Origin of the sequence: Streptomyces sp. HUAS 31 (genome assembly GCF_028198125.1) — a bacterium.
GTDB lineage: Bacteria > Actinomycetota > Actinomycetes > Streptomycetales > Streptomycetaceae > Streptomyces > Streptomyces chartreusis.
The window spans coordinates 2,469,562-2,492,520 of the sequence record NZ_CP116353.1 but is presented as its reverse complement, the minus strand read 5'-3'; the positions used below and the strand labels follow the sequence as shown (position 1 = coordinate 2,492,520).

Sequence of the window (22,959 nt, the reverse complement as noted above, 5' to 3'; positions counted from 1 at the left end):
CGTCAGACGGCCCGCAGGACCGGAGTTCCGGCCTCGCCGGACCCGGTCCGGGCCGTCCCTTCCAGCTCCAGCACCCACAGTTCGTTGTCGCCCTCGCGCAGCACGGGCCCCGGCACGAACAGGGTGCGCTGCGGGCCCGCGGACCAGTAACGGCCCAGACCGAAGCCGTTGATCCACACGAACCCGCGGGTCCAGCACGGCAGCTCCAGACGGGCGTCACCGGCGCCCCGCACCGTGACGGTGCCCCGGTAGAGCCCCGGGGCACCGTCCCCGGGCAGCTCCCGGCACGGCACCGCCCGCACCGCCCCGGCGTCCTCCAGCGCCTCCAGCCGCAGCCCACGCGCGCGTACGCCGTGCAGGAACTGCCGCTCGTGCAGGACGCCCCCGGTGATCCCCTTGGACTCGCCCAGCCGCGGCCCGTAGTTGACCCTGCCCAGGGACTCCACCCACAGCTCCACGCGCGCGTGCCCGGCGACGGGCTCCTTCAGACACGGGTACTCCTCGGTCAGCACCCCGGCCCGCTCCCCGTCGACGTACACCACGGCGAGGTCCCGCAGCCCGCGCACCGTCAGCGGATACGGCTCGCGCGGCCCCGGCACCGTCACCTCGTAGCGCACCAGGCCCCGTTCGACGCCCAGTTCCTCGAAGGTGGCCGGGAGGGGACCGGAGACCTCCGGGCCGCCCAGCGTCTCCAGTACGTCCGTCAGGGGCGCCCAGCCGGTCAGGACGGCCTCGGCCGGCGCTCCCAACGGCGCGGGCGCGGGCGGGACTTCGGCCAGCGGGCCGTCGGCGTACTCGGCGAGGACCTCGCGGAAGGCCCGGAACTTCGCGGTGGGGCGGCCGCACTCGTCGATCGGGGCGTCGTAGTCGTACGACGTCACATCGGGCTCCAGCGGCCCGTCGTGCAGCGCGCCGCCGCCCCGGTTGGCGCCCGCCCAGCCGGCGAAGTTCGTGCCGCCGTGCGCCATGTACAGGTTGACCGAGGCCCCGCACCGAAGGATCTCCCGCAGCGCCGCCGCCGCGTCCCGGGCATCCCGTACGGCGTGCTCGCCGCCCCAGTGGTCGAACCAGCCGCACCAGAACTCCATGCACATCAGCGGCCCCGCGGGGCGGTGCCGGCGCAGCGTCTCGAACGCCACGCGCGCGTGCGAGCCGAAGTTCACCGTCGCCAGGACTCCCGGGACCGAGCCGCCGGAGAGCATGTGGTCCTCGGGGCCGTCCGAGGTGAACAGCGGGACCGTGACGCCCAGTTCGTGCAGCAGGTCGGCGAGACGGCGCAGATAGGCCGCGTCCGAGCCGTAGCTGCCGTACTCGTTCTCGACCTGCACCATGATCACCGGCCCGCCGCGGTCGATCTGCCGGGGCACGATCTCCGGCAGCAGCCGCGCGAACCAGTCCGACACGGGCCCCATATAGCGCTCGTCACGGGTACGCGCGCGTGCGCCGACCTCGGCCGTCAGCCAGTACGGCAGCCCGCCGTTCTCCCACTCGGCGCAGATGTACGGCCCCGGACGCACGATCGCCCACAGGCCCGCGTCCCGGGCCGCGTCCAGGAACCGGCCGAGCGCGGCCACGTCCCGGGTCCGCCCCGGCGCCGGCTCGTGGAGGTTCCACGGCACGTACGTCTCCACGCAGTTCAGGCCCATCGCCCGCAGCATCGCAAGGCGGTGACCCCACTGCGCCTCGTGCACCCGGAAGTAGTGCAGCGCGCCGGACAGCACCCGCACCGGCCGCCCGTCCAGCAGAAAGTCTTCGTCCCCCACCGTGAACTCGCTCATGCGCCCACCCTCGCCTCTGGCGCAGGTCAGGGTCCATGGACAAAGATCGGCGCTGCTTGGACCGAAGAGCCGGACAGGAGGTACGGGCATGTACCACACCTGGATGCGGTTCTTCACGCCCGGCCCCGCCCACCACCGCCTCGGCCTCGCATGTCTCGGCGTCGGCCTCCAGTACGGCGCCCTGCCCACCGTCGGCCCCCGGGTCCTGGACCACCATGTCGCCGTCGTCATCAGCAACGGCGCCGGGTGGTACGCCGACCCCGACGGCCGCCGTACGCCCGTCACCGCGCCCGCGCTGCTGTGGCTCACCCCCGGCGTCCCGCACCACTACGCGCCCGATGCGGGCACCGGCTGGGACGAGGGCTTCGTCGACTTCACCGGGCCCGCCGCCGCCTCGTACACCGAACTCGGCTACATCGAGCCGGACCGCCCCGTCGTGGCCCTCTCCGACGCCGCGGGACCGCGTGCCGTCATCGGGCGCATGGCCCGCGCCGCGCGCCGCGACAACCCCCTGCTGGAGGTGGAGACCGGCGCCGCCGTGCACGAGCTCCTCGTCGCCCTGCGCCGCGCCCGCGCCGACCTAGCCCCCGACGGCGAGGCGGTCCTCAAGGCCCTGGCCCGCGACGCCTGTCTGCCGTTGACCGTCGCCGACCATGCCGCCCGGCACGGCATGACCCCCGCCGAACTGCGCGCGGCCGTCCGCATGGGCGCCGGATGCAGCCCCAAGGACTATCTGCTCGGCATCCGCCTGGGCCGCGCCAAGGAACTCCTCGCCGCCACCGACCTGCCCGTCGCCGCCGTCGCCCGCCGCGTCGGCTACGACGACCCCGCCTACTTCTCCCGCCTGTTCACCCGCCGGGTCGGCATGGCACCGGTCCGCTTCCGCGCGCAGCAGGGCCGCGCCGTGCCCGGCGGCTGGAGCAACCAGGTACCCGATCCCGCCGATCCACCCGTGATCGGCCGAACGACGGGCGAGACGGCCCCGTAGGCTGAGCGCTCATGACCAGCAACACGTCCCCAGGCGACGTCGACCCCGCCGTCCGCGAGGAGCTCGCCCGGCTGCGCGACAGCATCGACAACATCGACGCGGCCGTCGTCCACATGCTCGCCGAACGCTTCAAGTGCACCCAGCAGGTCGGCCACCTCAAGGCTCGCCACCAGCTCCCGCCGGCCGACCCGGACCGGGAGGCCCGCCAGATCGCCCGGCTGCGCACCCTCGCCGAGAACGCCAAGCTCGACCCGGCGTTCGCCGAGAAGTTCCTGAACTTCATCATCGCCGAGGTGATCAGGCACCACGAGAGCATCGCCGAGGACACCGTCAACGGCGCTGCGCCCACGGCGAACTGACGCCTGCCGGCCGGCCCGGGGGGTGACAGGGCGGCCCGCGCGGGGCATGCTGCGCTGTGCACCGCATGCCAGCTGACGAGCACGCTGCGTCAGCACCCCCGGACATACCCGGTATGTCCACGCGGGAGGGACGTCGGGCCATGCCGTCGGATGCCAAGATCCTCATCGTCGACGACCACGAGGAGACGCTGTACGCCCTGGAGAGCGCCCTGGCCCCGCTGGGCTACCGGCTGGCCCGCGCCACCAGCGGAGACGAGGCGCTCAAGCAGGTGCTCCGCGGCCAGGTCGGCCTCCTGCTCCTGGACGTCCGCATGCCGGGCGTCAGCGGCCTGGACGTGGTGCGGTACATGCGGCGCGTGGAACAGACCCAGAACATTCCGGTCATCCTCCTCACGGGCTTCGGCGCGGACCAGGAACTGACGGCCGCCGCCTTCGGGCTCGGCGTCGCCGACCTCGTGATGAAGCCCATCGACCCCTGGGTACTGCGCACCAAGGTCCGCTACCTGTACGACGCCTACCGGCGCCACCGGGCCCTGGAGGAGGAGGTCCGCGAGTTACGGGCCCTGGTCAAGGGCCACGCCGACACCCCGAAGCGCCCCGGGCGCCCGGCGCTGCCGCACCCCGACACGCGCGTCCCGCCCCAGCGCGAGGGCCCCGCCGCGAAGAACCGGACATAGCGCACGTACTGATCCACCCCTGTGCCTGGTCAGCGGCATCAGGCAGCATGTCGTGCATGTCCGTACTCACGCGCGACGAAGCGCAGACTCGTGCCCAGCTCCTCGACGTCCATCGCTACTCCATCGAGCTCGACCTGACGACCGGGGACGAGACCTTCGACTCCCGCACCGTCATCGCGTTCACCGCGCGCACCGGCGCGGACACCTTCGTCGAGGTCAAGCCGGCCGAGCTGCGCTCCGTGACGCTGGACGGCAGGCCCCTGGACCCGGAGACCCTGGACGGGAACAGACTGCCCCTGAAGGGCCTGGCCGCCGGTGACCACGAGCTGCGCGTCGACGCGGCCATGCGCTACTCCCGCACCGGCGAGGGCATGCACCGCTTCACCGACCCCACCGACGGCGAGACCTACGTCTACACCCAGCTGTTCATGGAGGACGTCCAGCGCGTCTTCGCCGCCTTCGACCAGCCCGACCTCAAGGCCGTCTTCGAGCTGTCCGTGACCGCCCCCGAGGGCTGGAGCGTGCTGGCCAACGGCCGCACCGAGCACACCGGCGACGGCCGCTGGCAGGCCACGCCCACCCCGCTGATCTCCACGTACCTCGTCGCGGTCGCGGCCGGCCCCTGGCACTCGGTGCGCACCGAGCACCGCGACCTGCCCTTCGGCCTCCACTGCCGCCGCTCGCTCGCCCCCTACCTGGACACGGACGCCGACGAGCTCCTCCAGGTCACCCGGCAGTGCTTCGACCGCTTCCACGAGAAGTTCGACGAGCCCTACCCCTTCGACTCCTACGACCAGGCGTTCGTCCCAGAGTTCAACGCCGGCGCCATGGAGAACCCCGGACTGGTCACCTTCCGCGACGAGTTCGTCTACCGCTCCGCCGTCACCGACACCGAGCGGCAGACCCGCGCCATGGTCATCGCCCACGAGATGGCCCACATGTGGTTCGGCGACCTCGTCACCCTCCGCTGGTGGGACGACATCTGGCTGAACGAGTCGTTCGCCGAGTACATGGGCTACCAGACCCTCGTCGAGGCCACCCGCTTCACCGACACCTGGGTCGACTTCGGCGTCGCCCGAAAGGCCTGGGGCTACGAAGCCGACCAGCGGCCCTCCACCCACCCCGTGGCCCCCGAGAACGTCCACGACACGGCCTCCGCCATGCTCAACTTCGACGGCATCTCCTACGCCAAGGGCGCCTCCGCGCTGCGCCAGCTGGTGGCCTGGCTCGGCGAGAAGGACTTCCTCGCCGGCATCAACACCCACTTCGAGAGGCACAAGTTCGCCAACGCCACCCTCGCCGACTTCATCGACTCCCTGGCCTCCGCGACCGACCGCGACGTCCACGCCTGGGCCGACAGCTGGCTGCGCACGACCGGCGTCGACACCCTCACCCCGCAGATCGCACCCGGCGACAACGGCACCTACAGCCTCACCGTCGACCACGCGGGCAGCCGCCCGCACCGCGTCGCCGTCGGCCTGTACGACCAGGATCTGGGCGACGACGAGGGCCGCCACCTCACCCTGCGCCGGCGCCTGGAGATCGACGTCCCGCAGAGCACGCCGCTGCCCATCGGCAAGCGCCCGGCCCTGCTGGTGCTCAACGACGGCGACCTGACCTACGCCAAGGTCCGCTTCGACGCCGAGTCCTTCACGACCCTGCGCGAGCGCCTCTCGGGGCTGCCCGACCCGCTCACCCGCGCGGTCGTCTGGAACGCCCTGCGTGACGCGGTCCGCGACGGCGAACTGGCCGCCACCGCCTATCTGGAGGCCGCCCGCGCCCACCTGCCCCGCGAGACGGACCTCGCCATCGTGCAGGGCGTCCTGGCCTTCGCCGTCGGCCAGGTAACCGACCGCTACCTGCCCGCAGCGGAGCGGCCCGCCGCCCTGGCCACCCTGTCCGCCCTGTGCCGCGACCTGATCCGGCGCACCGAGGACGGCGACAACCCCGGCCTGCGGCTGGTCGCCGTACGCCACTTCATCTCCGTGGCCGCGCACCCCGACACGATCGCCGCCTGGCTCGCCGACGGCACGGTGCCCGGCGGACCCGAGCTCGACCCCGAGCTGCGCTGGCGGGTCATGGGCCGCCTCGCCGTCCTCGGTGCCGTCGACGAGGCCGCCATCGCCGCCGAGCTGGAGCGCGACCAGAGCGCCAGCGGGCAGGAGGGCGCCGCCCGCTGCCGGGCCGCCCTGCCCGACGAGGAGGCCAAGGCCAGGGCGTGGGAGGCGCTGTTCACCACCGACGAGAGCAGCGACCTGTCCAACTACCTCTTCACCGCGACCGCCATGGGCTTCTGGCAGCCCGAACAGGCCGACCTGGTGAGCCCGTACGTGGCGCGCTTCTACAAGGACTCCGTCGCCCTCGCCGCCCGCCGCGGCCCCGCCATCGCGGAAGCCGCCGGCCGCTACGCCTTCCCGGTGCACGCCGTGGACGCCGAGGCCCTCAGGCTGGGGGAGGAGTGCCTGCGCGACGGCGATCCGATCCCGGCCCTGCGACGTCGGCTCGCCGACCAACTCGACGACCTGGCAAGGGCGTTGAGGGTGCGGGAGGGCCGGACGCACTAGTACGTGCGACGTAGGGGGCGCCGTCCCTGCGGGCGCCCCTTACTCCGCCGAAGTCCGCACACCGAGTCCGACACGCTTTCCTCGCACGGAAGTACCCCCTTTCGGGTTCCGGTCGTTGGGCTTTTCGGGCGGCGTCGTCCATCCGGGTACAAGCTGGAAGTCCTTCTCGCCCAGCGCCCGGGAGGACACGATGAGCACGCCTGCGTCGCTCGCGTCAGGCCCCGAAGGTCCCCACGCCCTGCGGCCGTTGCTGGACACCGTGCTCCACGCGCTGAGCGAGGGCGCGCTGCTGCGCCAGGGGCCCCTGCCCGCGGGCGGGCCGGACGCGGTGGCGGCGCGGATGCGGGCCGCGGTCGGGGACGTACTGCCGGACCAGGGCGAGCCGAACGCCCTGCACACCGTCGTCCGCGCCCTCGCGGAGACCGCAGCCGACCCCGCCGACCCCTTCTGTACCGCCCACCTCCACTGCCCGCCCCTCGCCCTCGCCACCGCGGCCGACCTCGCCGTCTCCGCCCTGAACCCCTCCCTCGACTCCTGGGACCAGGCCCCGGGAGCCTCGGAGCTGGAGGCGCTGGTGACGGGGGCGCTCGCGCGGGAGGTCTTCGACCCCGGGACCGGGGGCCGAGGCGGTATCGCGGCCCGGCAGGTGCACACGGCCCTGATCACCACCGGCGGCACCGAGTCCAACCAGGTCGCCCTGCTGCTCGCCCGGGAGGCGCGCGGCGCGGGGGTACGGCTGGTGCACGGCGCCAACGCGCACCACTCGCTGCCGCGCGCCGCCTGGCTGCTCGGACTCGCCGAGCCCGTCGTCGTGCCCGCCCCGGCCGGTGTCCTCGACCCCGCCGCCCTGGACGAGGCCCTCACCGCGCTGCCCGGCCCGCACCTCGTCGCCGCCACCGCAGGCACCACCGACGCCGGGATGATCGACCCCCTCCCCGAGATCGCGGCCGTGTGCGCGGCGCACGGCGCACGGCTCCACGTGGACGCCGCCTACGGCGGTGGCCTGCTCTTCAGCGACCGCTACCGCGATCTGCTGGCCGGCCTGGACGCCGCCGACAGCGTCACCCTCGACCTGCACAAACTCGGCTGGCAGCCCGTCGCCGCGGGTCTCCTCGCCGTCCGTGACGCGGCCGATCTCGCCGTGCTCCACCACCGCGCCGACTACCTCAACGCCGGCGACGACACCGAAGCGGGCCTGCCCGATCTGCTCGGCCGCTCCCTGCACACCAGCCGCAGGCCCGACGCCCTCAAGATCGCCGTCACCCTCAAGACCCTCGGCCGCAGCGGCCTCGGCCGGCTGGTCGAGCAGGTCTGCGACGGCGCCCGCGAGTTCGCCGCCCTCGTCCACGAGCACCCCGGCTTCGAGCTCCACGACCGGCCCACCCTCAGCACGGTCCTGTTCCGGCCCGCACACGCCGCCGACGACGACGTCGCGGCCGTACGGCGAACGCTCCTCACCGACGGCCGAGCCGTCCTCGGCCGGGCCCGCGCGGACGGGCGCCTGTGGTTGAAGGTGACCCTCCTCAACCCCCGTACGCGCCCGGACGACCTGGCCGCCCTCCTGACACTGGTGGAAGGAAACACCCCCCGATGAGCCCGCAGTCGAACCCCGCTGCCGACCCGCACCCCAACCCCCCGGGCCAGGACGCCGACACGCCCCGAGACCTGGTCGGCATCGGCATCGGCCCCTTCAACCTCTCGCTGGCCGCCCTCGCCCAGCCGCTCGCCGAACTCGACGCCGTCTTCTACGAACAGCGCACCGCCTTCTCCTGGCACCCGGGGCTGCTCATCGACGGCTCCCGGCTCCAAGTGCCCTTCCTCGCCGACCTGGTGACGCTCGCCGACCCCGCCAGCCCCTGGTCGTTCCTGAACTACCTCAGGCACCGCGACCGGCTCTTCCCCTTCTACTTCGCCGAGCGCTTCCACATCCAGCGCGCCGAGTACGACGCCTACTGCCGCTGGGTCTGCGAGAACCTCACCGGGCTGCGCTTCGGCCACCAGGTCGACGCGGTCCGCTTCAACCCCGAACGCGACGTCTTCGAGGTCGACTTCACCCAGATCGCCCCCGACGGGGAGGCCGAGGCGCTCGGGCGCACCTACGCCCGCAACATCGTCCTCGGCATCGGCACCGAGCCGTACGTCCCCGACCCGCTGCGGCCCCTGGTCGAGGCGCCCGCCGTGCCCGTCATCCACGCCACCGACTACCTCGCCCACCGCGAGACCCTGCTCGCCGCCGAGCACATCACCGTCATCGGCTCCGGACAGTCGGGCGCCGAGATCTTCCTGGACCTGCTCCGGCACCGCCCCGTCGGCCGCGAGAAGCTGCACTGGCTCGGCCGCACCGAGGCGTTCGCGCCGATGGAGTACTCCAAGCTCGGCCTGGAGCACTTCACCCCCGACTACACCCGCTACTTCCACGCCCTCGCCGAACCGGTCCGCGACCGGCTCCTCGACTCCCAGTGGCAGCTCCACAAGGGCATCGACGCCGCCACCCTCGCCGCCATCCACGACGAGCTCTACGGCCGCACCATGCACGGCGGCTGGCCCGACACCGTCCTCACCCCGGGCGTCCGCGTGCGCACCGCCGGCCGGCTCGCCACGACCAAGGTCGAGCTGCACCTGGAGCACATCCAGCAGAACACCCGCTCACGGCTGACCACCGACGCGGTCGTCCTGGCCACCGGCTACCGGGAGCGCTCCCTCGACCGCATCCTCGCCGGCCTCGACCCCTACATGCGCCGCGACAGCCGGGAACGCCCCCGGGTCGACGACCGGTACCGCCTGGTCATGGACCCGGCCGTCACCGGCGCCGGCTGCCATGTGTACGTCCAGAACGCCGAGCGCCACACCCACGGCATCGGCACCCCGGACCTCGGCCTCGCGGCCTGGCGCAGCGCCGGCATCCTCAACTCCGTCACCGGCAAGGAGACCTACGCCCTGCCCGGCCGCACCGCGTTCACCACCTTCGGCCTCGAACAGCAGCCCCTCATCCCGGCCGCGCGCAAGGCACCGGTGCTCACCCCGCTGGTCGAGAGGCGGTGAAAACGGGGGAGGGGTGAAGAATCGCGGAAGGGGGCGCGGAAAAGGCCACTTGAATATCCCGTGTCCCTCCCATCCGTCCGGGCGCGCTGCTATCTTCCGGTTCATGCGGCGGCAACGGGGGCGTCCGATCCGGGAAACGATTCTTTCGATCGAGGGTCGACCTTCTGATGCCGCCGGCCTCGGCAACCCCGCTGCTCCAGGCGCGGTGTCCCGCCCCGGCCGTATCTCTCGCCGCCTTTTCCGCGAGCGCGTTTCCGATCACCGGAAATGGCTGATTCTCATCGCCGTCCGAATCCGAATGACACCGCCGATTTCGAAACGGACGGGCACGACCTGAGCGCGAAAACCGAGAGGAGGAAACAGAGCCATGACCACTCCCACCCTCAAATGCCCGCGCTGCCAGGCGGACAACGATCGCGGCTACACCGCCTGCGCCAACTGCGGCCTGTTACGCGGCGCCGACCCGACGAAGAGTCCGGACCCGGCGCCGCCCACCGTCCCCGCCGTACCGACGCAGCCTCCCGCCGGCGCCCGGCGCGCCGCCCCCGCCCCGCCGGCCCACGCCCCCGGGTCGGACCGGAGCACCCGCTTCGCCCCCGACATCACCCGGTACCTGTGCACCGCCGTCCACACGGACACCAAGTTCGCCCGCAAGGCCGTCGAGCAGATCGTGGAGGAGCCGCGCCGCGCGGTCGCCTCCTCGCCCGGCGTCGACCTCGGCTGCGTGCTGCGGCACGCCCTCGCGGCCCGGCGCCGCCAGGTGGGGCGGGACGTCCTGCTCGCCGTGCTGCTGCTGATCGTGGTGATCATGCTGCCGAACGGCTTCGGCTCGGCGGTCGTCCTGGGCTGGCTCGTCGCCTGGATCATCGTCGCCGTCGAGTCCCTGCTGGTGCACTACGGCGTGGTCGCCAAACAGCTCAGCCGGGCGAACTTCGCCCCGGACAAGGCACCTGATCCGGTCAGTTCGGAGGCCCGGCGGCGCATCCAGGAGATCGAGCGGCGCGACCGCGGCAACGTCGTGGTCTCGTCGATGTACGCGCCCTTCGTCGGCTACGGAGAGACGACGAGCACCTGGTCCTTCGCGCTCGACACGGCCCGCCCCGAAGAGGGCAAGCAGGTCGTGCCGTTCACCGTGCACGAACTCAACGACCATCTCGCGGCCCGTGTCGGGGACCTGAAGCTGCCCGGCGTGCACGTCGAGGACCTGCTGCTGGTCAACGGCAAGGACCTCCAGTACGAGGTGGACGGCCGCACCCGCTCCGAACTGCTGCCGAACCCCGCCGGACCACCCAGCGCGAGAGTCTCGCCGGAGCTCCTGGACGCGCTGCGCGAGGACGGCAAGGGCCGGGCCCGCCCCTATCTGGCCATCCGGGTCACCGGCTGGAGCGGTGAACTCGCGATCACCTTCTTCCTGCGGTGCGCCCTGCTGTCCGACCGCAAGATGCTCTTCATCGAGGGCAGCAGCTCCCTGCTCGCCCCGGTGCGCGAGCGCTACCGCATCGCGGACCAGCTGCTGGACACGCCGACCTTCCGGCAGTTCTCGACCCTGGTCGCCCAGGCCGGTCTGCGGGCGCCGCTCCTGCTGGTCGGCTCGCCCTTCTCGGTGGCCGCGGGCCTGTTCGCGCCGTTCAACCAGCACGGCAAGCAACGACGTCAGGCCCAGGAGATCCGCCACCGCACCTTCAACTACGGGGCGTCCTTCAGCATCAGGGACGCGGCCAGCGACAAACTCTACTACCGCTACTTCCAGCAGCTCGACCGGGAGTTGTACGCCAAGACCGTCGAACACCGCGTACTGGACGCCCTGGTGGAGTTCCTGGAGGACCACGACATCGACACCAACGAACTGATCCAGCGTCAGACCACCATCTACAACACCGGCTTGTACGCGGGCGGCGACGTGACCCTGAACGGCTCCGCCGTCGGCGTCGGCGGCAGCATCGCCGGAGTCTTCAAGCGCGGCCAGGCAGCGGGTGCGGCCGGGCAACCGGCGCCCGCCACACCTGCGGCCCCCGCCCCGCCCGCCAACCGAGGAAGGTGACCGCATGACAGGGACCGGTGCCGGTGACAACAGCGGCATCCAGGCCGGCGGCGACATCCGCATCGACGGCAGCGCGGTCGCCGTCAACCGCTCGACCGCGACCACCGGCGCCCCGGCCGCGGCCGACCGAGAGGCCGCCGTCGCCGAACTGCGCGCCGCCGCACGGCTGCTGCTCGAACAGGTACGCAGCCATCAGGACGAGTACGAGGACGGCGAGGAACTCGTCGACGCCGCCGAGCGCGTCGAGGCCGAACTCGCCGAGGACGAGCCCCGCCGGGGCGTCCTGCTGCGCTGGCTCGGCTTCCTCGCCCCCGGTGTGGCGGCCACGGCCGCCGTCGCGGGCGATGTGGCGGCCATCCAGGACAGCGTGACGAGCCTGTTCTGAACGGACGGGAAGGCCGACGGCTCGAAAAAGGCGGCCGTCGGCCTTCCCTTGCCCGCCCCTAGAAGACGGGCGTGCCGTTGCGCGTCAGCTTCCAGTCCACGGACGCGAAGTCCTTCGGGTCCAGCACGCCCTTCGCGGTCACCCACTCCGCGATCCGGGTGCGGATCTCCGTCGACTCCGACCACAGCTCCTGCGCCGCCGCCACATGCGGGAACGCGCCACCGCCGTTGGCCCGGTAGTTGTTCACCGCGAACACGAACTTCTGCGCGTCGTCGAGAGCGGCACCGTTGTAGGTGACGTTCTTGATCCGCGAACCGGCCGCCTGCGCGATGTCGATGTCGTACGAAAGCCCGGAGACGTAGTCGTAGTTGTAGTCGGGACGGTTGCCCGCGTTCGTCAGCTTCTCCACGTCGACGGCGGCGTCGGGGGCGGTCTGCACGAAGTACTCGGCCGAGTACTCCAGGTACGCCTTGAGCTGCGCGCCCGTCATCAGCTTCGCGACCAGCGTGTTGTCGTACACGTACAGGCTCGACAGGTCCCGGATCGTCACCTCGCCGGCCGGGATCTCCGAGGTGCGCGAGAACGGGGACGCCTGGGCGATGACGGGCAGCGCGGCGTACTCCGTGCTCGCCAGGGCCGCCTTGACGACGTCCTCCTGGACCTTGGTGATCAGGTCGATGATCGGGGCGTCCTTGTAGCGGGCGTCGACCGTGGTCAGCGTCGCGGTGGCGGTGCCGACGACCTGGTTGACGTACGCGACGACCTTCTCGTGCTCTTCGGAGAGCAGCTTGGTGATCTTCGGGTCGTCGGCGACCGTGTTGGAGTTGAGGACCGACGCGGCGACCTTCTCGACCGTCCAGCGGCCCTTGGCGAAGGTCAGCTCGATGTCGAACAGCGACAGCCGCTCGGCGAAGCACAGCGGCTCCGACAGCACGACGTCCTTGCCGGTCTTGGCGTTGGTGACCCGCAGCTCCGGGATCTCCACGTGCGCGTGGCCGACCAGGATCGCGTCGATGCCCGGCACCTGCTGCGCGACGAGGGCCGCGGAGTTCTCGACGTACGGCAGCTGGTCACCGTAGGAGGAGGTGCCCGAGGAACCGGAGTGCGCCGAGACGATCACCACGTCCGCGCCCATCGCCTTCAGCTTGGGCACCCACTTGGCGGCCTGCTCCTCCAGGCCCGGGAAGGTCAGCTTGCCCTGCACATAGGCCTTGTCCCAGATCGCGATGCCGGGGTTGGTCAGACCGAGGACGGCGACCTTCACCGGCGGGGCGCCCTGCACCCGGAAGCTCTTGATGAAGTACGGCGGGAAGGCGGGCTTCAGCGTCTTCGCGTCCAGCGCGTTGGCACCGAGGAGCGGGAAGCGGCACTGTTCCTCGAACTTGCGCAGCGTCTCGATGCCGTAGTTGAACTCGTGGTTGCCGAGCGCGACCGCGTCGTAGCCGATGGCGTTCATCGCCAGCGCCATCGGGTGCACCGGGCCGCCCTTGGCGGTGATCGGGTCGACCTTGGCGTAGTAGTACGTCAGCGGGGTGCCCTGGATCGTGTCGCCCGCGTCGATCAGCAGCGTGTTGCGCCGGCCCCGCTCCGCACGGATCCGGTCCACCAGCGTCGACACCCGGGCCAGGCCCTGCGCGTTGCCCTTGGCGTCGGTGTAGTCCGCGTTCTTGAAGTAGTCCCAGTTGAAGACGTGACCGTGCAGGTCGGTCGTGCCCATCACCGTCAGCGAGTACCGCTTCTCGCACTTCTTCGCCGTCATGGCCTCTGCCTCCGCCGCCTGTGCCGTCGGCGCCGCCGCCCCGGCCAGTGCCACCCCCGCTCCGGTCACGGCGGACTTCTTCAGGAACTTCCGGCGGTTCAACGGCATGAGTGCTTCTCCCGTGGGAATGGTCGACAACGCGCGTAGATTCTGACCTGCTCATGGCGGGCGGCAACAGACCCGTGAGGTTTCGATCTGGTGACCCGGGGGCTCCGTACCCGAGCAAGCGATGACAGAGTGGGACGTATGACCGTGCCATCAGAGGAACTTCCGCAGGCCGTCCCCTACGGCACCCCCGACGCCCCGCGCATCGCCGTGCGCGGTGAGGCCCGTCTGGAGGTCGACCCCGAGATCGCCCGCATCGGCGTCACCGTCGCCTCCCGCGGCAAGGACCGGCGCGCCGCCCTCGACGACCTGACCCGCCGCAACACCGCCGTCCTCGACCTCGTCAAGACCTACGGCGACGCGGTCGAGCGCCTGGAGACCGGCGCCTTCTCCATCAGCCCGGAGCTCAAGGACAAGGGCCGCGGCGAGCGCGTCCACGCCTACCACGGCCGCGTCCACATCACCGCCGTCCTCACGGACTTCACCGCGCTGGGCGAACTGACCACTCGTCTGGCCGACTTGGATCTCACACGCGTGGACGGCCCCTGGTGGGCCCTGCGCCCCGACTCGCCGGCACACCGTCAGGCGCGCCAGCAGGCGGTGCGGGAGGCCGTGCAGCGGGCGCGGGAGTACGCGGAGGCGCTCGGTTCGTCCCTGGCGGCGCTGGTGGAGCTCGCCGACATCGGAGCGGAGAACGCCCCACCGCCCTATCCACAGGCGCCCGGCGGCCGGATGCGCTCCATGGCCTACGGGGCGGCGGAGGACGCGGCGGCCCCGCTCGACCTGGAGCCCCAGCGCCAGCACGTCCACGCCCAGGTCAATGCCCGCTTCACCATGACGCCGCCGCAACTCTGAATTGCCCGGCGGGCCTTTCGAACGCTCATCGGAGCGCCCCGCCGCACAATTCAACACTTGTCAATAGCCCTTCACGTAAAGGTTGTTGAGTAGTCATGCCGGGCCAATTCTCTACCCGCCGGTAAGTCATAGAGTCGAAACATGCGCCGAGCAAAGATCGTCTGCACCCTGGGCCCCGCCACCGACTCGTACGACCAGATAAAGGCACTGGTCGACGCCGGAATGGACGTCGCCCGCTTCAACCTCAGCCACGGCGACCACGCCGATCACGAGGAGCGCTACCAGCGCGTGCGGAAGGCCTCCGACGAGACCGGCCGCAGCGTCGGCGTGCTCGCCGACCTTCAAGGCCCGAAGATCCGGCTCGGCCGCTTCACCGAAGGACCTGTACTCCTTGAACGCGGCGACTCGTTCGTCATCACCGTCGAGGAGGGCGCGGAGGGCGACCGCCACCAGTGCGGCACCACCTACTCGGGCCTCGCCGCCGACGTCTCTCCCGGTGAGCGCATCCTCGTCGACGACGGCAAGGTCTGTCTGGAGGTCACCTCCGTCGACGGCCCCCGCGTGCACACCGCCGTCGTCGAGGGCGGCATGGTCTCCGACAGCAAGGGCCTGAACCTCCCCGGCGTCGCCGTCTCCGTCCCCGCTCTCTCCGAGAAGGACGAGGCGGACCTGCGCTGGGCGCTGCGCACCGGCTTCGACGTCATCGCCCTGTCCTTCGTGCGCAGCGGGCGCGACATCGAGGACGTCCACCGCATCATGGACGAGGAGGGCCGCCGCCTCCCGGTGATCGCCAAGGTGGAGAAGCCGCAGGCCGTCGACGCGATCGACGACATCGTGGCCGCCTTCGACGGCATCATGGTGGCCCGCGGCGACCTCGGTGTGGAGATGCCGCTGGAGCAGGTCCCGATCGTCCAGAAGCGCGCCATCAAGCTCGCCAAGCGCAACGCCAAGCCGGTCATCGTCGCCACCCAGATGCTCGACTCGATGATCGACAACTCCCGCCCGACCCGCGCCGAGGCCAGCGACGTGGCCAACGCGGTCATCGACGGCACCGACGCGGTGATGCTGTCCGGCGAGACCAGCGTCGGCAAGTACCCGATCGAGACCGTCCGCACGATGGCGAAGATCGTCGAGGCCGCCGAGGAGGACCTGCTCGCCAAGGGTCTGCCGCCGCTGACCGAGCGCAACAAGCCCCGCACCCAGGCCGGCGCGGTGGCCCGCGCCGCGGCCGAGATCGGCGACTTCCTGGGCGCGCGGTTCCTGGTCGCCTTCACCCAGTCCGGCGACACGGCCCGCCGGCTGTCCCGCTACCGCTCGCCCATCCCGCTGCTGGCCTTCACCCCGGAGCCGGCCACCCGCTCGCAGCTCAATCTGACGTGGGGCGTGGAGACGTTCCTTGGCCCGCACGTGGACTCCACTGACGCGATGGTCGACCAGGTCGACGAACTGCTCCTGAAATACGGCCGCTGCCAGAAGGGCGACACCGTCGTCATCACCGCCGGATCGCCGCCCGGGGTTTCCGGTTCGACGAACCTGGTCCGCGTCCACCACATCGGCGAGGACGACAGCCCCAAGTAGAAAATCCCGGAAAAGCTTTAGGGCCCCTCATCCATGAGGGGCCCTAAATGCGACCTTGAAATCGAAGGAAAAGTGCCCCGGGTCGGACTCGAACCGACACTGTACGGGTTTTGAATCCGTTGCCTGCTGCCAATTGGGCTACCGGGGCTCGAAGAATCCAAGGTTTCCCCCGACCCTCCGCGCGTCCACCTTACCGTAGCTAGGTAGGCTCTTGTCAGCAGCACCCATGCCCCTGAACGAGGAGCCTTCGTGACCGCCCCCGAGTCGCCCCAGCCCGTAGACGCGCCCGACGACGACAAGTCGCACGTGCCTCCGCTGACGACCCGCGTCGTCATCGCCGAGGACGAGGCGCTGATCCGGCTCGATCTCAAAGAGATGCTCGAGGAAGAGGGGTACACCGTCGTCGGCGAGGCCGGTGACGGCGAGCAGGCCGTGGAGCTGGCCCGCGAGCACCGGCCCGACCTCGTCATCCTGGACGTCAAGATGCCGAAGCTGGACGGCATTTCGGCGGCCGAGAAGATCGCCGAGGAGAGCATCGCCCCGGTGCTGATGCTGACCGCGTTCTCGCAGCGCGACCTCGTCGAGCGGGCCCGGGACGCCGGCGCCATGGCCTACCTGGTCAAGCCGTTCAGCAAGAGCGACGTCGTGCCGGCCATCGAGATGGCCGTCTCCCGCTTCACGGAGCTGAAGGAACTGGAGAAGGAGGTCGCCGACCTCACCCTGCGCCTGGAGACCCGCAAGCTGGTCGACCGCGCGAAGTCCATCCTCCAGACCGAGTACGGGCTGACCGAGCCGGCCGCGTTCCGGTGGATCCAGAAGACGTCGATGGACCGCCGCATGTCGATGCAGCAGGTCGCCGAGGCCGTCATCCAGGACGCCGACGAGAAGAAGGCCGCCAAGGGCTGACGCACCCGCGAACACGAACGAGGCCCGTGCCCCTGACCGGGGGGCACGGGCCTCGTTCGTGCGGCTGATCAGCCGGGTGATCAGTCCTCGCCGAGGTACGCCTTGCGCACCGACTCGTCGTGCAGGAGGTCCTGCCCGGAGCCGGAGAGGACGATCTTGCCGACCTCCATCACATGGCCGTGGTCGGCCAGGGAGAGCGCGGCCTGGGCGTTCTGCTCGATGAGCAGAATGGTGGTGCCCGCCGCCTTGAGCTCCTGGATGGTGGCCATGATCTTCTGCATCATGATCGGCGACAGACCCATGGAGGGCTCGTCGAGCATGAGCAGCTTCGGCCGGGACATCAGCGCCCGTCCCATGGCGAGCATCTGCTGCTCACCGCCGGACAGGGTGCCCGCGGCCTGCTTACGACGCTCCCCGAGGATGGGGAACAGGTCGTAGGCGCGCTGGATGTCCTTCTCGATGCCCTCCTTGTCGGAGCGCAGGAACGCTCCGAGGCGGAGGTTGTCCTCGATCGTCATGCGGGGGAAGATGTGCCGCCCCTCGGGGGAGTGGGCGAGCCCCAGCGAGACGACCTTGTGCGCGGGGACCTTCTTCAGCGACTTGCCGTCGAACTTGATCTCGCCGGACAGCGGCTGGAGCAGACCCGACAGGGTGCGCAGGGTCGTGGTCTTGCCGGCGCCGTTGGTGCCGATGAGGGTGACGACCTCGCCCGCGTCCACCTTGAACGAGATGCCCTTGACGGCCTCGATCTTGCCGTAAGCGACCCTGAGGTCCTCGACCTCGAGCAGTGCGGTCACTTGTCGTCCCCTTCCGTGGTGCTCTGCGCGTCAGCCTCCGCAGCCTCGACCTCGGCGGCTTCCGCCGCACCCGGCGCACCCTCGAACGGGGTGCCGAGGTAGGCGGCGATGACGCGCTCGTCGGCCTGGACGACCTCGGCGGGGCCCTCGACGATCTTCTCGCCCTGGACCAGCACGGCGACCCGGTCGCAGAGGTTCATGATGAACCGGATGTCGTGCTCGATGACGAGGACGGCGATGCCCTGGTCCCGGATGGCGAAGATGAGCTCCTCGGCCGCCCGGGTCTCCTGCGGGTTCATACCGGCGGTCGGCTCGTCGAGGAGGAGCAGACCCGGCTCGCTCGCCAGCGCCCGGGCGATCTCCAGCTTGCGCTGCTCACCGTAGGGCAGGTTGCGGGCGAGGTGGTCGGCCTTGGCGGCCAGACCGGTGAACTCCAGGAGCTCCATGGCACGGGCCCGGGAGGCGTCCTCGGCCTTCTTGAAGCCGGGCAGGCGCAGGAGCGCCGACCAGAGGCCCTCCTTGGTCCGGGTGTGCCGTCCGACCAGCACGTTCTCCAGAACGGTCATGTTGGCGAAGAGCCGGATGTTCTGGAACGTACGGGCGATGCCGGCCTGGGTGACCAGGTGCGGCTTGGGCGGCAGGACGGTGCCCTTGTAGGCGACCTTGCCCTCGGTCGGCACGTACAGACCGGTGAGGCAGTTGAAGAAGGTCGTCTTGCCGGCGCCGTTGGGGCCGATCAGTCCGACGATCTCTCCGGTGTTCACGGTGAGGTCCACGTCGCGGACGGCGGTCAGACCGCCGAAGCGCATGGTGACACCGCTCGCGTCGAGCACCTTGGTCGTGCTGGGTGCTGTCGTGGTGGTCGTCATGGCGGTCACGCCCCTGCCTTCGCGACGCCGGTCGCGCCTTCGGGCAATGGCTTGTCCTCCGGTACGTCGAGCTGTCCGGTCTCGTGGAATTCGAGCTGCTTCCTGCGGTCGGCGACCAGGCCCTCGGGACGGAAGCGCATCAGCAGCATCAGCGCGAAGCCGAAGAGCAGCAGCTGGTACTCCGCCATGAACTGGAGCTTGGCCGGGATCAGGTAGAGCAGCGCGGCGCCGATCAGCGGGCCGCTGATGGTGCCCATGCCGCCGAGGATGACGGCGGCGAGCAGGAAGGCCGAGTTCGGCGGCACGGAGCCGGCGAACTGGTACTGCTCGGGGGTGACGCTGTAGGACACGTGCGCCTGGACGGTGCCGGCGAGACCGGCGAGGGAAGCGCCGAGCGCGAAGGCGAGGAGCTTCAGACGGAAGCCGTTGATGCCCATCGCGGTCGCGGCCGTCTCGTCCTCGCGGATGGCCACCCACGCACGGCCGATGCGGGACTCCGCCGAGCGGCGGAAGACCATCACGACGATCGCCGTGAACACCAGCATCAGCAGGTAGTAGTTGGCCGAGCGGGTCAGCTCGTGGCCGAGGACGTCGTGCGGGACTCCGAGGTTGAACCCGAGGATCTCCAGGTCGGGGATCTGCGGGATGCCGTTGGAGCCGTTGGTGACGTCCGGGCCGCTGTTGCCGTTCAGGTTGTTCATGGTGATGCGGAAGATCTCACCGAAGCCGAGCGTCACGATGGCGAGGTAGTCGCCGCGCAGTCGCAGGGTCGGGGCACCGATCACCACGCCGAAGATCAGCGAGGCGGCGGCGCCGGTGAGAACGGCTGCCCAGAACGGGAATTGGACGCCGATGGTCGACGACGGGGAGCCGGAGACCAGGGCGGCGGCGTAGGCGCCGACGCCGAGGAAGGCGACGTAACCGAGGTCGAGCAGACCGGCGAGGCCGACGACGACGTTCAGACCCAGGGCGACCGTGGCGAAGATCAGGATGTTCGCGCCGATCAGGGCGAACTGGTCGTTGGACTGGGTGAAGGGGAAGCAGATCGCCGCCGCGAACGCCGCCCCGAGGGTGACGTTGCGGTGCTTGGCGGTCAGCGCGGACAGCCGCTTCAGCAGACCGGCGCGGGTGACGGCGGTGAAGCCGAACGCCGCGACGATCAGGAAGCCGATGAACAGCTCGGAGTACTCGGTGGCGATGCCGTAGGTGAAGACGTACAGACCGACGCCGAAGCCGGCGGCGATGATGAGGATCTCGACCCAGTTGGGCAGTTCCTTGGCGCGGCCGGGGTCGGGCGCGGTGAGCGAGTGACGGATACGGCCCCAGAGGTTCGGGGTCGGGTCCGACGCGTCGTAGGGCTGGTCGACCGGGAGGCCGAGGGCGCCGATCACGGCGACGAGCGCGCCGATGCCGGAGACCCAGGCGCCGGGCTCGAGGTTGACCAGGCCGCCGAGCTCCTGGGTGATCGCGCCGATGGCGTAGCCCGTGGTCGCGAACACGCCGAGGGCGGCGAGCAGGACGGGGCTGTTCTTGCCGCCGGGGGTGAGCCACCCCAGGCCGCGGATGCCGTAGCCGGCGAGGGCGAACAGCAGCGTCAGCAGGGAACCGAAGAGGGTGAGGACCTGAAGGCCGCCCGGGTAGCCGGTGACGGTCAGGTTGCCCGGGAACTCATCGGTCCAGGTCCAGGCGAGGAAGGTGCCTATGAGGGCGAGGGCGGAGCCGCCGACCGCCAGCCCGCGAGCCACGGCTTGCGGCAGCGGGATGATGGGAGTGGCCTCCACGCTGGACACCTTGGTGGTGTCGGAGGTCTTGTCCATGGGGATCTCGGTGGTCATGGGTATCACGCCCGATCCGCGACGCGTTCGCCGAGCAGACCTTGTGGCCTGAACAGCAGTACGAGGATGAGCAGAGCGAACGCCCACACGTCCTTCCAGGCGCCGCCGCCGAAGAGGTCCATGCCGGGGATGTCGCCTATGTAGCCGGTGGCGAGGGACTCGGCGACGCCGAGGACCACGCCGCCGAGCATGGCGCCGTAGATGTTGCCGATACCGCCGAGCACGGCCGCAGTGAAGGCCTTCAGGCCCATCAGGAAGCCCATACGGAAGCCGACCTGGCCGTTCTTGAGCCCGTAGGCGACGGCGGCGACGGCGGCGAACGCGGCACCGATGGCGAACGCCATGACGATGATGCGGTCGGTGTTGATGCCCATCAGCTTGGCCGTGTCCGGGTCCTGGGCGGTGGCCTGCATGCCGCGACCGGAGCGCGTCTTCGTGACGAAGAAGCCGAGGGCGAGCATGCACAGCGGGGCGGCTATGAGGACGAAGAGGTCACCACGCTGGATGTTGGCGCCGAGGATCTCGACGGGGCCGCCGTGGAACTGCGGGAAGGGGTGGTCCTTCTTCGCGTCCGGGTACCACATCCACACGGCCTGCTGGAGGACGATGGACAGACCGATGGCGGTGATGAGGGGCGCCAGTCGTGGCGCGGAGCGCAGCGGACGGTAGGCGAACCGTTCCGCCGCTGTGCCGACGGCGACCGAGACGAGGACGCCACCGATGATCATGAGGGGGACTGCTGCCCCGAGGCCGAAGCCCTCGGGGAGTACCAACCAGACGGTGAGGGCCCCGAAGCCCCCGACCATGAAGATCTCGCCGTGGGCGAAGTTGATGAGCTGGACGATGCCGTAGACCATCGTGTAGCCGATCGCGATGAGTCCGTACATCGCGCCGAGGATGAGTCCATTGGCCAGCTGTTGCGGCAGTTCGTTCACCGCAGGGCCTCCGTGGAGTGGTTCGGATATGGCGCCGCGCGGGAGCGCCGATGGACGCTTCCCGCGCGGCCTGGATCAATGTGTGAGTGGGGAGTCTCTACTCGTCCCTCGTCAGCCGAGCTTGGGTTCGCCGCTGAACTCCGGCGCCCAGGCGTTGCTCTTGACCTTGTACGCGGTCATGGTGTGGTTCGTGGTGTCGCCGAACTCGTCGTACGAGATGGTGCCGGTGACGCCGTCGAACTTGACCTTGGCCATGGCGTCCAGGACAGCCTTGCGGCCGTCGGACGGAACCTTGCCGTCGTTGCCCTCGACCGCCAGCTTCACGGCCTCGATGATCGACCAGGTGGCGTCGTAGGTGAGGCCGCCGTACGCCTCGTAGGCGTCCTCGTAGCCCGCCGCCTCGTAGTCCTTGATGAACGTCTTGGCGGAGTCGAGCTGCTCGACCGGCTTGCCCACGGAGGTCGCGAGGTCACCCTCGGCCTTCTTGTTCAGCTTCGGGAACTCACCGGAGTAGATGCCGTCGCCGCCCATGAGCGGGATGTTCTGGCCGCTGTCCTTGAGCTGCTGGCTCAGCGGACCGGCGGCCGGGTACTCGCCGCCGTAGTAGAGGGCCTGGGCACCGGTCTTCTTGATCTTGGCGACCACGGCGTTGAAGTCACGGTCGTCGGGGTTCACGTGGTCGGTGCCCACGATCTGACCACCGAACTTGGTGAAGTTCGCCTTGAAGGACGCGGCGAGGCCCGCGCCGTAGGTCTTCTGGTCGTCGATCAGGTAGACCTTCTTCAGCTTCGCCTGGTTGTACAGGTAGTCCGCTGCGAAGGCGCCCTGGATCTCGTCCGTGGTGGCCGTACGGAAGAAGGTCTTGAACTGGCGGACCGAGTCGCCGGTCTTCCAGCCGTCGCCCTGGGTCAGCTCCGTACCGGTGTTGGCCGGGGAGATCTGGGTGAGGCCGGCGTCGTTGAACGGCTTCTGCATCTGCTGCGAGACGCTGGAGTTCAGCGGGCCGACGACGCCGAGGATGTCCTTGTTGTTGATGAACTTGACGGCGTTCTGCTGGCCGACGGTGGGCTGCGCCTGGTCGTCGAGGGCTTCGATCTTGAACTCGACGCCCTTGACGTACTCCTTCTTGTTGGCCACCTTCGCGGCCAGGTCGGCGGAGTTCTTGATGCCGAGGCCGAGGGCCGACAGGTCGCCGGTCAGCGGGGCGTCGACACCGATCACAACCGTGGTCTTGTCGCCGTTGCTGCTGCCGCCGTCGTCGTCACGCGACCCACAAGCCGTGAGTGTCAGCGATCCCGCCGCGAGCGCGGCGGTTATGGCGATGATCGAACGTTGACGCACGAATCAGGTCCTTTCCCTGGCACGGCGGCTCCCCATGGAACTCGCCGAGTCGAGCGCTGGGCCGAAGTGACTTCGAATCCGATGGCGCGGTGACTGGCGGTGACTCTAAGCGGGGGTGGGGAACATGGAGGAGGCTCTGACCAAT

General features: G+C 70.3%; 18 protein-coding genes and 1 tRNA gene. 11 read left to right on the top strand and 8 right to left on the bottom strand.

Features of this window, described 5'->3' with window-relative positions; all coding sequences use genetic code 11:
- Positions 1 to 2: 2 nt before the first annotated feature.
- Positions 3 to 1,778 carry a glycoside hydrolase family 35 protein gene (locus tag PGH47_RS10985; protein WP_271663264.1) on the bottom strand — a complete coding sequence of 592 codons (1,776 nt, stop codon included), beginning with the start codon at positions 1,776 to 1,778 and terminating at the stop codon, positions 3 to 5.
- Positions 1,779 to 1,866: 88 nt separating this feature from the next.
- On the opposite strand from PGH47_RS10985, the gene PGH47_RS10980 reads away from it, so the two are divergent.
- The 8 genes from PGH47_RS10980 (at position 1,867) to PGH47_RS10945 (ending at position 11,834) form a co-directional block, all read left to right on the top strand.
- Positions 1,867 to 2,766 carry a helix-turn-helix domain-containing protein gene (locus PGH47_RS10980; RefSeq protein ID WP_271663263.1) on the top strand — a complete coding sequence of 300 codons (900 nt, stop codon included), beginning with the start codon at positions 1,867 to 1,869 and terminating at the stop codon, positions 2,764 to 2,766.
- A gap of 11 nt (positions 2,767 to 2,777) precedes the next feature.
- A complete protein-coding gene (locus PGH47_RS10975) occupies positions 2,778 to 3,125 on the top strand; it encodes a chorismate mutase (RefSeq protein ID WP_269641549.1) in 348 nt (115 codons plus the stop codon).
- Positions 3,126 to 3,265: 140 nt separating this feature from the next.
- On the top strand, positions 3,266 to 3,802 hold the full coding sequence (locus PGH47_RS10970; protein WP_271663262.1) for a response regulator: 537 nt from the start codon (positions 3,266 to 3,268) through the stop codon (positions 3,800 to 3,802).
- 56 nt (positions 3,803 to 3,858) lie between these two features.
- Positions 3,859 to 6,366, top strand: a complete 2,508-nt coding sequence (gene pepN, locus PGH47_RS10965; protein ID WP_271663261.1) for an aminopeptidase N — start codon at positions 3,859 to 3,861, stop codon at positions 6,364 to 6,366.
- Between the two features lie 190 nt (positions 6,367 to 6,556).
- Entirely contained in the window at positions 6,557 to 7,960 is a 1,404-nt protein-coding gene (locus tag PGH47_RS10960; protein WP_271663260.1) for a pyridoxal phosphate-dependent decarboxylase family protein, read from the top strand.
- Entirely contained in the window at positions 7,957 to 9,408 is a 1,452-nt protein-coding gene (locus PGH47_RS10955; protein WP_271663259.1) for a lysine N(6)-hydroxylase/L-ornithine N(5)-oxygenase family protein, read from the top strand. The genes PGH47_RS10960 and PGH47_RS10955 overlap by 4 nt, the downstream gene beginning before the upstream one ends.
- Before the next feature lie 367 nt (positions 9,409 to 9,775).
- The gene (locus PGH47_RS10950; RefSeq protein ID WP_271663258.1) at positions 9,776 to 11,449 is read left to right on the top strand and encodes a hypothetical protein; all 1,674 of its coding nucleotides are present in this window, start codon (positions 9,776 to 9,778) and stop codon (positions 11,447 to 11,449) included.
- A gap of 4 nt (positions 11,450 to 11,453) precedes the next feature.
- Positions 11,454 to 11,834: a hypothetical protein gene (locus PGH47_RS10945; protein WP_107907110.1), complete on the top strand. Its 381-nt coding sequence runs from the start codon at positions 11,454 to 11,456 to the stop codon at positions 11,832 to 11,834.
- A 58-nt stretch (positions 11,835 to 11,892) separates the two neighbouring features.
- On the opposite strand, the gene PGH47_RS10940 is transcribed toward PGH47_RS10945, so the two are convergent.
- Complete coding sequence (locus tag PGH47_RS10940) at positions 11,893 to 13,701, bottom strand: bifunctional metallophosphatase/5'-nucleotidase (RefSeq protein WP_271663257.1); 1,809 nt, start codon at positions 13,699 to 13,701, stop codon at positions 11,893 to 11,895.
- 138 nt (positions 13,702 to 13,839) lie between these two features.
- On the opposite strand from PGH47_RS10940, the gene PGH47_RS10935 reads away from it, so the two are divergent.
- Entirely contained in the window at positions 13,840 to 14,553 is a 714-nt protein-coding gene (locus PGH47_RS10935; RefSeq protein ID WP_271663256.1) for an SIMPL domain-containing protein, read from the top strand.
- Positions 14,554 to 14,694: 141 nt separating this feature from the next.
- Entirely contained in the window at positions 14,695 to 16,131 is a 1,437-nt protein-coding gene (gene pyk / locus PGH47_RS10930; protein WP_271663255.1) for a pyruvate kinase, read from the top strand.
- Between the two features lie 73 nt (positions 16,132 to 16,204).
- Here the strand turns inward: pyk and PGH47_RS10925 are convergent.
- Positions 16,205 to 16,279: transfer RNA gene (locus PGH47_RS10925), tRNA-Leu, on the bottom strand.
- Positions 16,280 to 16,380: 101 nt separating this feature from the next.
- On the opposite strand from PGH47_RS10925, the gene PGH47_RS10920 reads away from it, so the two are divergent.
- Positions 16,381 to 17,037 (top strand): ANTAR domain-containing response regulator, encoded by a 657-nt coding sequence (locus tag PGH47_RS10920; RefSeq protein WP_030949406.1) that lies wholly within the window; start codon positions 16,381 to 16,383, stop codon positions 17,035 to 17,037.
- Between the two features lie 80 nt (positions 17,038 to 17,117).
- On the opposite strand, the gene PGH47_RS10915 is transcribed toward PGH47_RS10920, so the two are convergent.
- The 5 genes from PGH47_RS10915 to PGH47_RS10895 form a co-directional block, all read right to left on the bottom strand.
- Positions 17,118 to 17,834, bottom strand: coding sequence for an ABC transporter ATP-binding protein (locus PGH47_RS10915; protein WP_030949404.1), 717 nt, complete (start codon positions 17,832 to 17,834; stop codon positions 17,118 to 17,120).
- Positions 17,831 to 18,703 (bottom strand): ABC transporter ATP-binding protein, encoded by an 873-nt coding sequence (locus PGH47_RS10910; protein WP_125527694.1) that lies wholly within the window; start codon positions 18,701 to 18,703, stop codon positions 17,831 to 17,833. Before PGH47_RS10910 ends, PGH47_RS10915 begins: the two co-directional genes overlap by 4 nt.
- A 5-nt stretch (positions 18,704 to 18,708) precedes the next feature.
- Positions 18,709 to 20,520: a branched-chain amino acid ABC transporter permease gene (locus tag PGH47_RS10905; RefSeq protein WP_271668026.1), complete on the bottom strand. Its 1,812-nt coding sequence runs from the start codon at positions 20,518 to 20,520 to the stop codon at positions 18,709 to 18,711.
- A gap of 23 nt (positions 20,521 to 20,543) precedes the next feature.
- The gene (locus PGH47_RS10900) at positions 20,544 to 21,473 is read right to left on the bottom strand and encodes a branched-chain amino acid ABC transporter permease (protein ID WP_176577535.1); all 930 of its coding nucleotides are present in this window, start codon (positions 21,471 to 21,473) and stop codon (positions 20,544 to 20,546) included.
- A gap of 111 nt (positions 21,474 to 21,584) precedes the next feature.
- On the bottom strand, positions 21,585 to 22,814 hold the full coding sequence (locus PGH47_RS10895; RefSeq protein WP_376060482.1) for a branched-chain amino acid ABC transporter substrate-binding protein: 1,230 nt from the start codon (positions 22,812 to 22,814) through the stop codon (positions 21,585 to 21,587).
- Positions 22,815 to 22,959 lie beyond the last annotated feature (145 nt).

What these genes read in the sequence shown, in the direction of transcription:
- PGH47_RS10985 (WP_271663264.1), bottom strand. Translation starts at nt 1,778, where the DNA reads ATGAGCGAGTTCACGGTGGGGGACGAAGACTTTCTGCTGGACGGGCGG.
- PGH47_RS10980 (WP_271663263.1), top strand. Translation starts at nt 1,867, where the DNA reads ATGTACCACACCTGGATGCGGTTCTTCACGCCCGGCCCCGCCCACCAC.
- PGH47_RS10975 (WP_269641549.1), top strand. Translation starts at nt 2,778, where the DNA reads ATGACCAGCAACACGTCCCCAGGCGACGTCGACCCCGCCGTCCGCGAG.
- PGH47_RS10970 (WP_271663262.1), top strand. Translation starts at nt 3,266, where the DNA reads ATGCCGTCGGATGCCAAGATCCTCATCGTCGACGACCACGAGGAGACG.
- pepN (WP_271663261.1), top strand. Translation starts at nt 3,859, where the DNA reads ATGTCCGTACTCACGCGCGACGAAGCGCAGACTCGTGCCCAGCTCCTC.
- PGH47_RS10960 (WP_271663260.1), top strand. Translation starts at nt 6,557, where the DNA reads ATGAGCACGCCTGCGTCGCTCGCGTCAGGCCCCGAAGGTCCCCACGCC.
- PGH47_RS10955 (WP_271663259.1), top strand. Translation starts at nt 7,957, where the DNA reads ATGAGCCCGCAGTCGAACCCCGCTGCCGACCCGCACCCCAACCCCCCG.
- PGH47_RS10950 (WP_271663258.1), top strand. Translation starts at nt 9,776, where the DNA reads ATGACCACTCCCACCCTCAAATGCCCGCGCTGCCAGGCGGACAACGAT.
- PGH47_RS10945 (WP_107907110.1), top strand. Translation starts at nt 11,454, where the DNA reads ATGACAGGGACCGGTGCCGGTGACAACAGCGGCATCCAGGCCGGCGGC.
- PGH47_RS10940 (WP_271663257.1), bottom strand. Translation starts at nt 13,701, where the DNA reads ATGCCGTTGAACCGCCGGAAGTTCCTGAAGAAGTCCGCCGTGACCGGA.
- PGH47_RS10935 (WP_271663256.1), top strand. Translation starts at nt 13,840, where the DNA reads ATGACCGTGCCATCAGAGGAACTTCCGCAGGCCGTCCCCTACGGCACC.
- pyk (WP_271663255.1), top strand. Translation starts at nt 14,695, where the DNA reads ATGCGCCGAGCAAAGATCGTCTGCACCCTGGGCCCCGCCACCGACTCG.
- PGH47_RS10910 (WP_125527694.1), bottom strand. Translation starts at nt 18,703, where the DNA reads ATGACGACCACCACGACAGCACCCAGCACGACCAAGGTGCTCGACGCG.
- PGH47_RS10905 (WP_271668026.1), bottom strand. Translation starts at nt 20,520, where the DNA reads ATGGACAAGACCTCCGACACCACCAAGGTGTCCAGCGTGGAGGCCACT.